The organism is Brevibacterium sp. RIT 803, assembly GCF_016892625.1.
Classification (GTDB): Bacteria; Actinomycetota; Actinomycetes; order Actinomycetales; family Brevibacteriaceae; genus Brevibacterium.
Genome location: NZ_JAFEMW010000001.1, coordinates 421,232 through 435,653, shown reverse-complemented (window position 1 = coordinate 435,653; position 14,422 = coordinate 421,232). Strand labels below are relative to the sequence as shown.

Annotated in this window: 22 protein-coding genes; 19 read left to right on the top strand and 3 right to left on the bottom strand. The window is 59.7% G+C overall.

Annotation, left to right across the window (positions count from 1 at the left end):
- Position 1: 1 nt before the first annotated feature.
- The 5 genes from JTF07_RS02005 (at position 2) to JTF07_RS01990 (ending at position 2,288) form a co-directional block, all read left to right on the top strand.
- Positions 2 to 838 (top strand): hypothetical protein, encoded by an 837-nt coding sequence (locus JTF07_RS02005; protein ID WP_204232653.1) that lies wholly within the window; start codon positions 2 to 4, stop codon positions 836 to 838.
- Entirely contained in the window at positions 814 to 1,140 is a 327-nt protein-coding gene (locus tag JTF07_RS02000) for a hypothetical protein (protein WP_204232652.1), read from the top strand. Before JTF07_RS02005 ends, JTF07_RS02000 begins: the two co-directional genes overlap by 25 nt.
- Positions 1,141 to 1,396: 256 nt before the next feature.
- Positions 1,397 to 1,735: a hypothetical protein gene (locus tag JTF07_RS01995; protein WP_204232651.1), complete on the top strand. Its 339-nt coding sequence runs from the start codon at positions 1,397 to 1,399 to the stop codon at positions 1,733 to 1,735.
- The gene (locus JTF07_RS20560) at positions 1,732 to 1,866 is read left to right on the top strand and encodes a hypothetical protein (protein WP_286672893.1); all 135 of its coding nucleotides are present in this window, start codon (positions 1,732 to 1,734) and stop codon (positions 1,864 to 1,866) included. The genes JTF07_RS01995 and JTF07_RS20560 overlap by 4 nt, the downstream gene beginning before the upstream one ends.
- Positions 1,867 to 2,018: 152 nt before the next feature.
- Positions 2,019 to 2,288, top strand: coding sequence for a hypothetical protein (locus JTF07_RS01990; protein WP_204232650.1), 270 nt, complete (start codon positions 2,019 to 2,021; stop codon positions 2,286 to 2,288).
- Between the two features lie 643 nt (positions 2,289 to 2,931).
- On the opposite strand, the gene JTF07_RS01985 is transcribed toward JTF07_RS01990, so the two are convergent.
- Positions 2,932 to 3,363 (bottom strand): Hsp20/alpha crystallin family protein, encoded by a 432-nt coding sequence (locus tag JTF07_RS01985; protein ID WP_143924251.1) that lies wholly within the window; start codon positions 3,361 to 3,363, stop codon positions 2,932 to 2,934.
- Positions 3,364 to 3,427: 64 nt separating this feature from the next.
- Between JTF07_RS01985 and JTF07_RS01980 the strand changes: the two genes are divergently transcribed.
- The 3 genes from JTF07_RS01980 (at position 3,428) to JTF07_RS01970 (ending at position 5,089) form a co-directional block, all read left to right on the top strand.
- The gene (locus JTF07_RS01980) at positions 3,428 to 3,781 is read left to right on the top strand and encodes a MerR family transcriptional regulator (RefSeq protein ID WP_353843847.1); all 354 of its coding nucleotides are present in this window, start codon (positions 3,428 to 3,430) and stop codon (positions 3,779 to 3,781) included.
- A complete protein-coding gene (locus JTF07_RS01975) occupies positions 3,778 to 3,996 on the top strand; it encodes an Rv3202a family protein (RefSeq protein ID WP_204232649.1) in 219 nt (72 codons plus the stop codon). The genes JTF07_RS01980 and JTF07_RS01975 overlap by 4 nt, the downstream gene beginning before the upstream one ends.
- Before the next feature lie 541 nt (positions 3,997 to 4,537).
- Positions 4,538 to 5,089, top strand: a complete 552-nt coding sequence (locus JTF07_RS01970) for a hypothetical protein (protein WP_204232648.1) — start codon at positions 4,538 to 4,540, stop codon at positions 5,087 to 5,089.
- A gap of 368 nt (positions 5,090 to 5,457) precedes the next feature.
- Here the strand turns inward: JTF07_RS01970 and JTF07_RS01965 are convergent, their stop codons facing one another.
- On the bottom strand, positions 5,458 to 5,730 hold the full coding sequence (locus tag JTF07_RS01965) for a DUF3263 domain-containing protein (protein ID WP_204232647.1): 273 nt from the start codon (positions 5,728 to 5,730) through the stop codon (positions 5,458 to 5,460).
- Positions 5,731 to 5,791: 61 nt separating this feature from the next.
- Between JTF07_RS01965 and JTF07_RS01960 the strand changes: the two genes are divergently transcribed.
- The 7 genes from JTF07_RS01960 (at position 5,792) to JTF07_RS01930 (ending at position 8,622) form a co-directional block, all read left to right on the top strand.
- A complete protein-coding gene (locus JTF07_RS01960) occupies positions 5,792 to 6,265 on the top strand; it encodes a hypothetical protein (RefSeq protein ID WP_204232646.1) in 474 nt (157 codons plus the stop codon).
- A gap of 68 nt (positions 6,266 to 6,333) precedes the next feature.
- Positions 6,334 to 6,543: a hypothetical protein gene (locus tag JTF07_RS01955; RefSeq protein WP_204232645.1), complete on the top strand. Its 210-nt coding sequence runs from the start codon at positions 6,334 to 6,336 to the stop codon at positions 6,541 to 6,543.
- Complete coding sequence (locus tag JTF07_RS01950) at positions 6,543 to 7,184, top strand: hypothetical protein (protein WP_204232644.1); 642 nt, start codon at positions 6,543 to 6,545, stop codon at positions 7,182 to 7,184. The genes JTF07_RS01955 and JTF07_RS01950 overlap by 1 nt, the downstream gene beginning before the upstream one ends.
- Positions 7,181 to 7,441, top strand: coding sequence for a hypothetical protein (locus JTF07_RS01945; RefSeq protein ID WP_204232643.1), 261 nt, complete (start codon positions 7,181 to 7,183; stop codon positions 7,439 to 7,441). The genes JTF07_RS01950 and JTF07_RS01945 overlap by 4 nt, the downstream gene beginning before the upstream one ends.
- Entirely contained in the window at positions 7,438 to 7,602 is a 165-nt protein-coding gene (locus JTF07_RS01940) for a hypothetical protein (RefSeq protein ID WP_204232642.1), read from the top strand. The genes JTF07_RS01945 and JTF07_RS01940 overlap by 4 nt, the downstream gene beginning before the upstream one ends.
- Positions 7,599 to 7,859, top strand: coding sequence for a hypothetical protein (locus JTF07_RS01935; protein WP_204232641.1), 261 nt, complete (start codon positions 7,599 to 7,601; stop codon positions 7,857 to 7,859). Before JTF07_RS01940 ends, JTF07_RS01935 begins: the two co-directional genes overlap by 4 nt.
- Positions 7,852 to 8,622, top strand: a complete 771-nt coding sequence (locus JTF07_RS01930; RefSeq protein ID WP_204232640.1) for a hypothetical protein — start codon at positions 7,852 to 7,854, stop codon at positions 8,620 to 8,622. The genes JTF07_RS01935 and JTF07_RS01930 overlap by 8 nt, the downstream gene beginning before the upstream one ends.
- Before the next feature lie 266 nt (positions 8,623 to 8,888).
- Here the strand turns inward: JTF07_RS01930 and JTF07_RS01925 are convergent, their stop codons facing one another.
- Entirely contained in the window at positions 8,889 to 9,191 is a 303-nt protein-coding gene (locus JTF07_RS01925) for a hypothetical protein (protein WP_204232639.1), read from the bottom strand.
- 61 nt (positions 9,192 to 9,252) lie between these two features.
- Between JTF07_RS01925 and terL the strand changes: the two genes are divergently transcribed.
- Genes terL through JTF07_RS01905 form a run of 4 tightly spaced genes read left to right on the top strand, consistent with a single transcriptional unit; the run spans position 9,253 to position 14,420 of the window.
- Positions 9,253 to 10,743, top strand: a complete 1,491-nt coding sequence (gene terL / locus JTF07_RS01920) for a phage terminase large subunit (RefSeq protein ID WP_252199226.1) — start codon at positions 9,253 to 9,255, stop codon at positions 10,741 to 10,743.
- A 12-nt stretch (positions 10,744 to 10,755) separates the two neighbouring features.
- Entirely contained in the window at positions 10,756 to 12,309 is a 1,554-nt protein-coding gene (locus JTF07_RS01915; RefSeq protein WP_204232638.1) for a hypothetical protein, read from the top strand.
- A 12-nt stretch (positions 12,310 to 12,321) separates the two neighbouring features.
- The gene (locus JTF07_RS20755; protein WP_204232637.1) at positions 12,322 to 13,377 is read left to right on the top strand and encodes a phage minor head protein; all 1,056 of its coding nucleotides are present in this window, start codon (positions 12,322 to 12,324) and stop codon (positions 13,375 to 13,377) included.
- Entirely contained in the window at positions 13,374 to 14,420 is a 1,047-nt protein-coding gene (locus JTF07_RS01905; protein WP_204232636.1) for a hypothetical protein, read from the top strand. The genes JTF07_RS20755 and JTF07_RS01905 overlap by 4 nt, the downstream gene beginning before the upstream one ends.
- The last annotated feature ends 2 nt before the right edge of the window (positions 14,421 to 14,422 follow it).

Below are 14,422 nucleotides of genomic sequence, written 5' to 3'. Positions count from 1 at the left end.
AATGGCACGACGCGAAGGTCTGTTCGCACGGCTCTCGCTCGACTACGCCGACCACCCGAAGATCGCAGTCTTGTCCGACGAGGCATTCCGCGCTCACGTCGAAATGATCCTGTACTCACGCAAATACATGACCGACGGGCAAATTGCTAAGCAAATTGCTAAGCGGTGGCCACAGCAAGCGCTTAGCGAACTGCAAGCAAACGATACCGAAGCGCCATCGCTGCTCGAGCTCGACAGTGGTGACTACCTGCTCCACGGATTCGAGGATATGCAGGAGACAAAACAGGAGATTGAAGCAAAACGCCAGGTCAGGGCGGAGGCGGGGAGGAAAGGCGGCAGGGCGAAGAAGCAAAATGCTAAGCCCGCGCCAAGCAAAACGCCTAGCAAAGTGTCAAGCAATTTGCTTAGCAAAAACGTAGCAGAGATAGAGACAGAGTCAGAGACAGAGTTAAGTAATAAACCCCCTGTAAGTCCCCCAGGGGACAACCCGCAACCAAAGCCCACCAGCCGCAAGACTCGGATCCCCGACGACTGGGCGCCCAACGAATCGCACGAAGCAAAGGCAGCCGAACTCGGAGTCGATCTCCATGCTGAGACTGAGAAGTTCCGAGACCACGCGATCGCGAATGGGAAGACATTTGTTGACTGGTCTCGCGGATTCCATACGTGGTTGAACAACGCACCCAAGTTCGCGCCACGACCAGGCAGTCGACCATCGGAGCGGGACTCACCCCGCACATTCGGACAGATGAAACACGACAACAATCTCGCGCTCTGGGCTCAGGTCCAAGCTGAGGAGGAAGGGAATGAAGAATGGCCAAGACAGCTCGGAGCCTAGCCGCGACACTTCTGCGCTACATTGCCGGCCACGATGGTCGCGAGTTCACAGCGGACGAGATCACAGCGTGGGCATTCCAAGTCAGCGAGAACCCCACGATCACGGAAGCCGAGTGGCGCAACGCCATCGAACGCTACTACTCGGTGGAGGGCGTCCGGAACGCCAGGCCGGGTGACGTTCTCGCCGCTGCCAAGAGGCTCCGCGATCGGCGCATCGGCTTGAACCGTGTCCAGCTCGAATCGAACCCGCAGCGCGTGCCTTGCCCGCCAGAACTCCGTTACCAGAACAGGAGAACCTCATGATCGTCCTCATCGTCACCGCTGCACTCGTCCCTGCAGCCGTCGTGGCCGCAATCGTCCTTGAACCACACGTGGAGTCATGGGCGACACGCAAACGGCTCAGCGAGGCACACAGAGCTTCGGGCGGAACCTCAAACACCGACAAACCCGGGACCGAACCTCACACACCAACCTCAGCAAACGTTGGGGTCGAAATTGCCCCTCACGGACCGCGTGTCGAGACTTCTAAAAGTCTCGTGGATAGAAGGAAGCTACGACCATGAAAACGATACCGAGCAAATACATCGAACTCGACAAGGCCGCCGAGGCCATGTCGGCATGGTGGGATGACACCACCTGGCTCCCGTTCGTGGAAGCCGAGAACTGCAACATCACCGGACCGGGCCACCAGGACAAAGCGACGTTCGCGAAGCTCGTAACTGAGTGGGACCAAAAGTGCGGCACATCGGAACTTGACTGGCTGGACTGGTCGGACTGGACCGCAGACGACGTCGCTCATCTGTGGGTCGTGAGCCGTGACGATTGGGAGACCTGGCACGTTGCCCCGCAGGATGCACCAGGAGCTGTGCCTGTGACCTGCCTCTGGGGGAAACGATGAGTGACGTGCACGACCGCACCTGCACCACCTGCGGCCACAAGATCAACGACCACGACGCGAACGAATGCTGGAACTACAAGGCACACAGCGAACAAAGCCACTGCCCGTGGATGGGAGTACCCGATGAGTGACGAACTGCGGGACACGGTCCACAACTCACCCATTGCTATCAATGACGCAGGCTCGATCCTCTAGGAATCGATGAATTGGATCTACGGATCAATCGAGGGTATAAATCTGACTACTTACACAGCGAGAACGGAATAGAAGGCAGGTGGAATAGATGATGATCTGGGAGGAAGAAGCAGCAACAATGGCTGGTCACAGTTACCCAGAGCCGGAATTCGACGTGTTTGGTTATTCATACTCGTTGGATGCATTGCGTGAACACAAACGGGAAGCATTCGTTGACGGTGCGCGATGGCAACGAAGCAAACTCAAAAGCGACGAGAGTGTCGAACGCGTTCAGGCATACCTACACGACACCGTCGGCATAGAAGCCGACGATGAGACTTCCCGCGAACTGGTCAACGCGTTGCTTACGGGGTCCTGAGACGGTCAAGCGGCATTGGCTGCTCGCCCACCGATGGACGATGGCGGGATGAGATGGCTTTGACGATAAGTGCTCGAGCGTGCCAGGGCCAGACAATCAACAGTTTCTCCAAAAGGCTAATAATCAAGTTCTCCTCGCTTCTCGTGTCTCAACAGAACATGTTCTGGCCCCGGGGATTAACCCGGGGCCAGAAGGGGAGGCCGTGTGCGGGCCCGCATCGTTTTCACCGTCATTGTGGCGTCACTGCCGCGCATCATGCGTCGAGCACACAGTTAGGAAGAATGGCGGGCGCGACCACACGGCTGCATAGATCAACCTAGACGCAGAAAGGCTTCACCTCCTTTCGAACGTGGTGTCAGCGTCCTTAAATCGGGGAGGAGAACGCTGACAAGCGATAACTCGGCGAGCGGCAACCTGGCATCCTGAGGTACTAGGCGACCTGAATTGGCGCCACGGGTCGGGACGCCTGAAGACCCGGCACCCGCAGCGAATCATGACCCGTAGCTCCCTGTTCGCGTGATGACTTGTGTCTAGGTCACGCAGTTCGCGGTCGCCGAGGACGATCGCCCAGAACGCAGCATCGATACCCAGCTGGTCATCTGGCGCATACGTGTTCTGCATGACAACACACCGCCCGCGATCGCTATGCGCTGATGGCTGCCGGTTCAGCAGAACCCGAGTTGATAGCGATCTTGCGAGGCTTCGCTGACTCCGCGACGGGAATACTGAGTGTGAGCACGCCGGCGTCATAGTCCGCCGTGATATTGCTTGTATCGAGGTTGTCGCCGAGGACAAGCTGACGGCTGAAAGTTCCGCGGGGCCGCTCAGCAGCGACTGAAGACTCCCCATGGTCGGGGGCAGGCCGTTCGGCTTTGACGGTGACGACGTTGTTCTCAACGTCGAGGTCGATGTTGTCAGGATCGATTCCTGGTAAGTCGAGTTCGACGCGGAAGGTGTCGCCGTCGCGCCAGGCGTCCATGGGCATCATTACGGGACGGGCAGTTGTGCCGGTGGCTCCGAAGATTTCTCTGCTCAGGCGTTCGACTTCTCGGAATGGGTCTGTGCGCATCATGATCATTGCTGAAACCTCCTTGACTCGATAGTGAAAACTTTCCAGATGGTATGATCTATATCATCTGATGCACATATATTTAGCCGATAGAAGACACTTCGTCAAGACTATGGGAGGAAAACTTTTGGAAGAGTTCTTCGCTGTGGTTGGTGCGTCCCGCGGACGTACCTTCTCTATCTCTGTGGTCGCGGAAATGACAGGCATGGGAGTGCAGACGCTACGCCAGTACGAGTCACGGGGGCTCGTCGCACCATCCCGTACGAATGGGGGCACTCGTCGGTACAACCGAGGAGACATTGCGCGATTGCTAAGGGTGCGAGAGCTGGTTGACATGGGGGCAAACCTCGCTAGCATCGGAATCATTCTCGATCTGCAGGATGAGAACGACTCGCTTCGGTACGAATTGAGGAGGACGCAATGACGACGAATGAGACGCAGCCTGGTGTGGAAGTGCCCGAGCCGGACTGGAGCGAACAACTCATTGACACTGCGACATACACCGAAGCCGACGGGAACGAAGTGTCGGCGCCGACCGCGACTGTGATCCGAGAGGCCGACGACGGGGATGTCGCCGAACAGGGCATCATCGTGGAGATCGACGACGAAGACGGATACGACGAATCCGCGCCGATCTAACCTCAGCAGCCGTGTCCGACTATAGCCTGAAGTTGCTGTATTTCTTCCAATGGCCCTGGTGTCGTTCGAACGCGAACCTTTCTGCCCGCAGCTGCCTGACCCGTTCCACAACAACCGGCACGAACCGCAACTGGTGGGGCTTCGCACACCGGCGCTGGCTGCTCGACTGCGGACGATACGTGCGATCGGGGGAGCAACGCAGCGCTCGAGCGGGGATACCGATGGGGCTTCGCGCCATCGGGGAAGCTGGGCCGGAGCTGGTGGGCTTCCGTGGCGAGGAGTCGAATCGTTCTGTCCCCTAAAGACAGAGTCGATATCCGACTATGACAGTACGTCATCAGTTTTGTTACACGCTCGCGATAGTTACTGTGGTCCGAATTGGGGTAGCCGTCGTGCTGGTTGAGCCTGAGCGGATGATACGAAGACACGGGATGTTTGCACTATTGAAACATCTGGCGTTGTCTGGAAAATCAGTTGCAGAGTTCAATACCCGTCGGTAGCGTGACTGACGTCATATTCCCCGAAAGAAAGTTGACACGCTATGAGAATCCCCAAAGCAACGAACGTTGGTGTCGCTGCCGCATTAGCCCTCTCTCTCACCCTCGGCGCCGGCGGTGCAGCCTCAGCTACGCCAACAGACTCGGGTACCAACAACTCCGTGAGCGTTGAAACTCAGCAGACGAGCCACCAGGAGTTCTACGACGAACTCAAGGCATCTGACCTCCCCTCGAAGGACGTCAAGATCGATGGCCAAGTCGCGACTGAGTTCGACCTCGGTGAAGGAATTTCAATCACAGTCCCGAAACCACAGTCTGGGCTATCGCCTCAACTGAGTGGCAAGATGAACAGCAAGGGAGAGCCGATAATCTACTTCAATCAGTCAGATCAGAAGAAGATCAAGAAGGTCGGTAAAGCCGCCTTCTCGGCTCTCGGCGTTTTCCTGAAAGGGAAGCTCGTCACGAAATTCCTTGGCACGACCGCGCTTAGCTCTATCGCGTCGTTCCTCGAGGATGATGGACTTTGCAAAGGTGGAAAGACACTTAGAGTCACAGGTACCGCCGACGGAGCACTGAAGGAGATCAAATGCGTGTAAGTGACGAATTGACCGCGGATTCGACTGTGTCAGAGATCAAGGCTCGGCGAGTCAAATGGTTCCTAATTAACTCCGGAATCGTGGCCCTCGCAGCTGCGGTACTCTGGGCGCTCGGCGGGGCTGAGAAACAATTCCTATTGCCTCTCCCACTACTCCTACTGATTGGCGGAGTCTTGGTGTTCGCTGTCTGGGAAACCGTCGCTTACTACCTGGATAAGCGCAATCATCTCGGCAGCACAGCATAGGACAGCTGAGTCGAACGCATAGTTCAGCTACCCCTCGCGGCCGTGGGCCGTGCAGTGACCGACCGTAGAAGAAGGGATCTCGATTCAACAGATCGAGATCCCTTCTTCTACGTGGCGACAGAGTCACCATGCATCGCGGTTCTTCCAGCGTCCTTGCCGTCGCTCAAACGCGAACCCTTCCGCCCGCAACTGCCTGACCCGTTCCACAACATCCGGAGCGTAACTGTACGCCGCGTCCGTATCCACCAGCCCCTGGAGTACAACGGTGTACTTCTCAGGCGGTAGATCGATGCGCCGGCACAACGCTTCACGGGCTGCGGCAGACGACGCAGTCTTCTCCAAATCGAGGATCATCCGATCATGATCGGATAACTCGTTCACGGTGCCAGGAACCATAGGGGCCAGTGTGGCATATTGACTGTAAGACCGATCTGGAAGGGCCTAAAGGAGAATCATTGTGACCAATGGACACCCCGCACAATTGCTCATCCAGGCCACTGACGAATCGGTTGAGCTCTACCACATGGGAGATGCTCAGTGGGTGGAGTGGGTGATGCTCGGCTGGTTCGCAGTAGGAGCAGCCATTGCGATCTGGTATCTGACCGTTATCGTCAAGAGACAGCGCAAATGGCTTATATTCACACTGCTGGGGGTCGCATCAGTTGGCCTAATTGCTGGTGGATTCTTCGTCCAAATGGGGTGGCACGGACCCTACATTGATGATGAAGGTATGTGGGCCTGTCCGTCCGGCCTCAACGCCATGCGGATTACCGAAGCAAACGGCCTGAAGTTGCCGGACGGAATCGTCGAATGCCGAGCTGACGCGAAACGGAACGTGGCAACCGGCGGCGTGATGGCCGGTGCGGGGATCCTGTTGGCTCTCGCCTCGCCGATTGTCGGCCGAGGGTCTGGCGTAGCAGCGCACGCTTAGAGTGGAAATTGGACGACACCGCGTGTCGTCTCTAGCAACTTTCCCGTGTCCGGTCGCATGCTCCGTGCATGATAGTTCGCCACCTCACCGCCGACGCCATCGGGAAGACAGTCACCCTCCCGACGCTCGCAGCCCTCGGGCGCTGCTCACGCGGCATCCTCCACACCATCACCCTCAACGCCGCCAACGACACCAGCACCCTCACTATTGGGGAGCATCAGCACTCGGTGCCTAACGGTGCAACCATCTACGTCACCACCGAAGTGGCAGGGCTCTGATGGTGAAGCGTAAAGATATCGATCGCAGCGGGTGGGATCCGGCCAAGTGCCAAGGGTTCAGCAAGTCCACCCAACGGCAGTGCAACTCATACCCCGTGCACGGACTCACCGTCTGCCGGGTGCACGGAGGATCCAGCAAGCGCGCCAAGACTGCCGCTACCCGCAACCTCGAGCAGGAGAAGCTCATTCGAGTCGCACGCCGCCTCGGCACACCCCACACTGACCTCGACCCCGCACAAGCACTTCTGGACCTGGTCGCATCGAAGGCCGGCGAAGCCGAATGGCTCCGGCACCAGGTGGAACTCCTCGAGACCGACGGTGAACTGTGGTGGGGGAAGACGAAGGAGTCCGAGGAAGACAACCCCATGGGCGGAAAGTCTGAGACCGTTCAGGAGGCCCGACAGCACGTCGTGTACACGCTCCTGCACAAAGCTCAGGACCAGCTCGCCCGGTACGCCACTGAAACATTGAAAGCCGGCGTCGACGAACGGCAAGTCAGAATTGCCGAACAGACCGGCGCCCAGTTCGAAACCGTCCTCACATCGTTGCTCACCGCCATCAAGGCGACACCCGAGCAGATGCAGACCGCGGCCGCCGAGATCCCGAAGATCCTCCGCAACGTCGGGGGAGGCCCCAAGTGACGATCCAGCAAGTCCAAGCCCAACGCGAACGCATCCGCCGCGCCGCCGGGCTACTCGCAGTCGAACACCACGCGGCAGGCACCACACCCGACGGGATGACCATCAAAAGCCACGCCGCCTCGATCTACGACGACGGCATCCACCAGGCCGAGAACACCGCCGGTACGGGTGCGATGACCTGGGTGGCCGCCGCGGAACTCATCGCCAACACGTACGAGCAACTCGTCAACGACATGCAGAAAGCAGGACGACCATGACACCTACATGCGGAATGTGCGGACGGGAACGCACCATCAACGACGCCTACGATTACAACCCCCTGCAAGTCATCACCGGGCAACCCCTCGGGTGGTACTCGGGCGACGACGGCGAGGTCTGCTCAGAGTGCATGACCAGGACCATCAAGGGGCAGCCATGACCGATAACCCGTGGCTGCCAATCGACACCATGCCGCTGTCCACCGTCGGCACCGAGGTGGATGTGCGAGAAGACCGACGACTCCACTCCGGAATCAAAGTCTCCGGCATCCGGTACGAACGCGAAGTGGTTGAAGAACAGATGATGTTCGGCGAAGCACCCATGATCTGCATCGGCCCGATCTACATGTTCACCATCACACTCACCACCGGGAGCCTCCACGTCACCCCAGCAGCCGAATGGAGGCCACATGCCTGAACCCACCCCAGCGGAGAAGATCCGTAGCCTCTGCGACCAGATCAGCGACCTCTACGAAACCATCGAACCATCCGCACCAGTAGCCTCATACGGCGGATCCGAAGGCGGGGGAGGATCACACGCACCCAAAGCCCCAATGACCGACACAATGGTCATCGCCCGCGACAACCTGAAACAGACCCTCGTCTCCTGGGCTCTACTCATCGCCGAAGAGGGCCTCCACGCCTACACCGGCAAAGATGACACCACAGCCATCGCCGCCTGGATCTACGGGTACGCCGACTGGATGTTCAGACACCCAGCGTTCGAGGACTTCATCGCTGAAGTCGAAGACGCTATCGCTGACATCCACCAAGAACTCAACCGGCATATCGATGACCGACGCTTCTGCGGCTGGCACAACGACCGCGCCGTCTACGCCCGCCACGACCAAGTTAGTGTCATTGTCGACGGACAGCTCTACACGCCGAAGCAGGGGCAGGACCGGCTCAAGGCAGGCATCGCGGACGTCGACCTCACCGCCAAGGAATGCGCCCTCGTCCTCACCCAAGTCCACGGCATCAAGATCAGTGCGAAACAGATCCTCAAGCTGCTCGAAGTCGACAACAGGAACCGGGCCACCGGTACCCTCGGCGAATACGAGGGACTCCACCCTGTCGGCCGGAAAGGGCCAGGCCCTAAAGCCCCGTTGCTGTTCCGGTTCGAAGAAGTTCTCACCCGCGTCCAACACTCGGGGTGTCGCTCTGGACAAAAAGCCAGTTAGGGGATTAGCTATGCGGTAGATGGGTCGAAGTGTCTACGGGCACCAGTCCATCTTTCGCATTCACGGGGTGTTTCGTCACTTTTCTACCCGTGCAATGCGTTCCCCGCCCCTCGTTGCAGCCGCGACCATCTATCGAAGGCTCCGAGGGGCATCAAACCAACCACAGCACCGGGCTCGCTGCCTCGCCGTGGTTCGAGTTGCCGGTACTCGCCTCAAAACCGGGTCAACTTCATGGAGGTGCGCCGTGTCCTCTGACAGGATATTGCTTATTCGCCCCGAAGCTCACCCCACGCGAACGAAGACTCAGCGACATAGTCCTGAAGATCGTCAAAAAACTGCTGAGCGACAAACTCGACAGTCTGGTTGAACTGGTGGAGACGAACGCGAGGCTCGAACTCCTCGTCTCCGACAGAAATGCGATAAACCAAGTCACGAGGTTCGATGGAACCTGGCGCCAAGCGAGCATCGTCGATCTCACCAGGTTTAAAGATTCGCTCGACGGCCGGTCGCACCACTGATTCCATCAGCTCTTCGTCCGTGCAGTCCTCGACATAACGCTCGTCAACCATTCCGACAGTCTATTGCGTGAGTTCGCGCCGCGGGACTTTCCCATCGTAGGAGGATGCTGTCATGAGCGTCGATTGGATGACGGCGCTCGCAGACAAACTCGAAGCGCAAACCGGCACCACCTGGGAATCACCACTCGACATCGCTCGAGTCATCACCCCCAACACCATCCAAACACCAGCGCTCGACCTTATCGACCAGGCCCTCGCCGACTGCTACAACACTCCAGATGCGCGCCTCATCATCAGCATGCCACCCCAGGAAGGCAAGTCGACCAGGGCAGCCAAAGACTTCCCGATCTGGGCATTGACCCAAAACCAGGACACACGGATCTTCTCCGCGTCCTACTCCCAGCGCCTCGCAGAACGCAACGGCCGCGCAATCCGCAACGCCATCAGTGAGCACCCAAGCCTCGGCCTCGAAATCGCAGAAGGCAACAGTGCCGTCTCAGATTGGCGACTGCAAGGTCACCCCGGTGGCGTGTACTCCACATCCGTCGGCGGCTCCGGCTCAGGACAACCCGCCGACCTCGTCATCATCGACGACCCCATCAAAGACCGCAAAGAAGCCGACAGCGCCACCTACCGCGAAAACGTGTGGGACTGGTACACCGACGTCGTCGTCGCCCGCCTCGCGCCCGGTACATCCGTCGTCGTCATCCTCACCCGCTGGCACGACGACGACCTCGCAGGACGGCTCCTGAAACAGGAAGACTCACGCTGGCGATTCCTCAACATTCCCGCCCGCGCCGACCACCGCCCAGAGAAAGGCGAAACAGACGTACTTGGCCGCGAGATCGGCGAGTACATGATCTCCGCCCGCGGCCGCTCACGACTCCAATGGGAGCAGCGCGAGAAAGAATCCGGGCCCCGCACGTTCGCGGCACTCTTCCAAGGGCGCCCCGCGCCGGACAGCGGGGGAGTGTTCCCGCCCGAGGAAGACTGGGCACGCTACTCGCAACCTATGTGGATCGAACGACCCGACGGATCCCGAACCATTCCCGGTCTGGCCGAGAACGGTTACGAGCTCATCCAATCCTGGGACATGACCTTTAAAGACACCAAAGGCTCAGACTTTGTTGTCGGCCAAGTGTGGTTGCGCGTGGGTATCAACGCGTACCTACTTGATCAGGTCCGTGACCGCCTGAACTTCAACACCACAGTCGAAGCAGTCAAAGCTATGACCGCGAAATGGCCGCAAGCCAACGCGAAAATAGTCGAAGACAAGGCCAACGGGTCCGCCGTCATGGCCCACCTCGCTAAGACGGTACCGGGGCTGATTCCGATCGAACCCGAAGGATCCAAACTGGCACGAGCCAGCGCGATCAGCCCTTTCGTGTTCGCGCAGAACGTGCTTCTTCCTGAAGCTGCCCTACTCCCGAACGTTGCCGAAATCCTCGGTGAGGCAAAAGCATTCCCCAACTCAGCTAATGACGACACAATCGACAGCCTCTCGCAAGCAGTGTCATACCTGCTACTGCACGACCTCGTCGACCAATCGAACCTCATTGCCGAAGAGTGGCAAGACGACAGTTGGTCAATTTCGCCATATTGATAGGAGGCCCACATGGGTATGTTCGACTGGCTCCCCAGCCTCCGCGAATCCACCAACCAAGAGATGAGCCACCTCAAAGCCGAACTCGAAACAGCTCACTTCCGCCTCGAAGAAGCCGCACACAGCATGGAGCAGCTTTACCGTGAGGATCGCGGCTGGGAACAGATCGCACAGTCCACAGCACAGGACATGACGCCCGAGGGTCGCCGACGTGCGGCCGAGCTCTGCCGAGTCATGGCCATAGCGAATCCCCTTGTGAAACGTGGCCTCACGATCCGCGCCGGCTACGTGTTCGGATCCGGCGTCGGCATCCTCGCACCAGACGGCAAAGAGACCGGCACGCAGGACGTCAACACAGTCGTGCAGGAGTTCCTGGACGATCCCGGCAACCGACGAGCCTTCACTGGCGCACAAGCCCATGAAGAGCTTGAGAAGCAGCTCGGCACCGACGGCAACGTGTACGCGGTGCTGTTCACCACGCCCAAGACAGGCTTTACGCGGGTCCGCACACTCGACCCGATGGAGATCACTGACATCTTCATGAACCCCGAAGACAAAACGGATCCATGGTTCTACCGCCGCGACTACGTGGAGTCCACCATCGGGGAACGCACCGCGAAAGTCACAACGAGGCAGAAGACCACCTGGTACCCGGCACTGACGCATAAACCCACACGGCGGATGGCCGTCATTGACGGTAACCCTGTCGACTGGTCCGCGCCTGTTCATCACACGAAGGTGAACACGATCGGGAAATTCGGCATCGGTGACGCTTACGCCGCACTGCCCTGGGCGCGTGCTTATCGCGAGTTCCTTGAGGACTGGGCGAAGCTCATGAAGTCCCTGTCGCGTATCGCGTGGCAGATCAGTGGCAAGAAGTCCTCCGCCCAGCAGGCACGGTCCTCACTCAACGGCATGGGTGCCGGGGGAGTGGCCGCCATGGACCCAGGTACGCAGTTGGAGTCGGTCCCGAAGTCCGGTGCCACCATTGACGCCGAATCAGGTCGCCCCTTGGCCACGATGATCGCGGCCGCGTTCGGCCTCCCCGTCACCACACTCCTCGCTGACCCTGGCCAGACGGGTGCACGCGCTGTCGCTGAGACCCTGGACCAGCCGACCCGCCTGGAGATGAATGGGCGCCGTGAAGTGTGGACGGAAACGTACCGGGCGATCCTCGGTCACGTCATCGACCAGGCTGTCCTTGCGCCACAGGGACCGCTCAAGGGTGGCACCGTCGTCGACCAGTTCACCCAGCAGGAAGAAGTGATCCTGCAGGGCGAGTCCGATCGCACACTCACGATCACATGGCCCGACATTGACGAGACCCCCGTCGACACCATGGTCAAGGCCATAGTCGACGCCGACGCCACGCAGAAGCTCCCACCCTTGGAGACCATGCGACTCCTGTTGCGTGCCCTCGGCGTGCGGGATGTCGACGAGATCCTCGACACCTGGACTGACGACGACGGGAACTTCATCGACCCGAACATCTCCGCTGGTGATGTTGCGGTCGACGCGTTCAACCGTGGCGAAGACCCAGCAGCGGCGGTCAACAACAACCAATAGGGAGGTGCCGGCGTGGCAATCAATGAACTCACGCTACGCCGGGCCTCCGAACTCAGAGCCATCGTCGACGACTACGTGGATTCCTCCACGCGGGCGCTCACTGCACGGTGGGCGCAGGCGTGGCAGGAGATCGCACAAGAGTGGCAGGACACGATCGCTGTCGTCCTGGCACGCAAAGCCGCCGGAGAGCCACTGACCCCGGCACAGATCACCCAACTTTCTCGAACCCAACGGGCCCTGGCCATGACGTCGGTGAGACTGCAGGAACTCGCTGCCGAGATCGGGCCCCTGCTTGAGGACTCCGTGCGTGAGGTCGTCGAGCGCACTGCAGACCTGACGACGAGCGTGGCCCAGTCGCAGATGCCGCCAGTTGACTCAAAACTCCTACCCTCGTTCACTCGCGTTGACCAGTCGGCGTTGGAGCACATCATCGAAAGCTCCCTCGGCCAAATCCACGCATCCTCCCTGCCACTGGCCGACGATGCGATCGACGCCATGAAGTCCGCACTGATCCGAGCTATCCCCAGCGGATGGCATCCAGACCGGGCGGCGCGGGAAATGCTCAAGCGCACGCGATCGAGCTTCAACGGCGGACTGACTCGCGCAATGCGTATCGCACGCACCGAAATGCTTGACAGCCATCGAGCCGCGAATCGGGCACAGAACAGCGCCAACCCATCCGTGACCGCTGTCGTCTGGCATGCGGAACTCAGCTCTCGCACGTGCCCTTCCTGCCTTGGCAAGCACGGCACAGAGTACCCACCCGATACCCCGGGCCCATTCGATCACCAGAACGGGCGCTGCACGTTCATTCCCAAGACAAGGTCCTGGGCAGACCTCGGATTCCCCAACATTGAGGAGCCTCCGGACCCCACCCCATCAGTTGAGGACTGGATGCAGACGAATCCACAGGACGCCGTGGCCGCTCTCGGTCCTGACCGTTATCGCATGTTGCAGGACGGGCAGATCAACCTCTCCGACCTGACCCGGCGCGTCGACAACCCAGACTGGCGCCCCTCATACCAAGCGACACCGCTCGCAGACCTCCGAAAGGCGGCGAACCCATGACCGTACATCTCACAGAGTCCGGCACCCTCACCCGTTCCAAGGCCGGGCATATGAAGCTCGTCTTGATTACCCCAGGCAAAGGCAGCTCGGGGGAGTACAGCGAGAAGGTGCTCAAGCAGGCCGAAGCCGATCGTGTCTTTGGCGCAGGCACGCTCTCCTTCATCGACCACGCTACCGACGGCCAGGAATGGGAACGCCCCGAAGGGTCCATCAAGGATCTCGCGGGCGTACTCACCGAGGACGCTCACTGGGATGACGAAGTGGGTGGCCTGGTTGCTGAGGCGAAGATCTTCGAGCACTGGCGCCCCGTCATCGAATCCATGAACGAGTTCGTGGGCGTCTCCATACGCGCCTCAGGCGAAGTCGAAGAGGCCCAGGGCGGTCGCGTTATCACTCGCCTCGCAGAAGCCCGCTCAGTCGATTTTGTGACTCGAGCAGGACGTGGAGGAAGGGTCCTATCCCTCCTCGAATCCGAACGACCATCCACGCTCGATGAAATCGCGGAGATCTTCCGCCCATCACAGACCATCCCCGCTCCGGCTGGGACTGGAAATCAGGAAACCGACACAAAGGAGGCAGCCACCATGGCTGACACCACGGATACCAGCCGGATCGACGAAGCCGATCCCAAGAAGCCCAACCCGTTCAGCAAGGGCGGAGACAACAGCGGCTCCGGCAACGGCAGCGAGACTGAGGTCGAGAAGCTTCGCCGCGAGAACGGTGAGCTCAAGGCCGAGATCAAGCGCCTCAAGGCTCAGGGCGCGAAAGAAGCCCGCCGCCACGAAGTCGCCGGCATCGTCGAGGAAGCATTCGAGAACATCGACGCACCCGCCACGAAGGACGCACTCATCGAGTCCTTCACCGCATCCGACAAGGACGCCGAGCAGATCGTCAAGGAAGCGAAGACCTTCGCAGACGAACTCACCTTCGCACCCGGCGCAACCGGCTCCGTGCGCGGCCTCGGCGAATCCCGCCCCGCCAACGCGTCCGAGTCGACCCCCCGAACCACTGAGGACATCATCAACGTCCTGGAAGGAGCCTGATC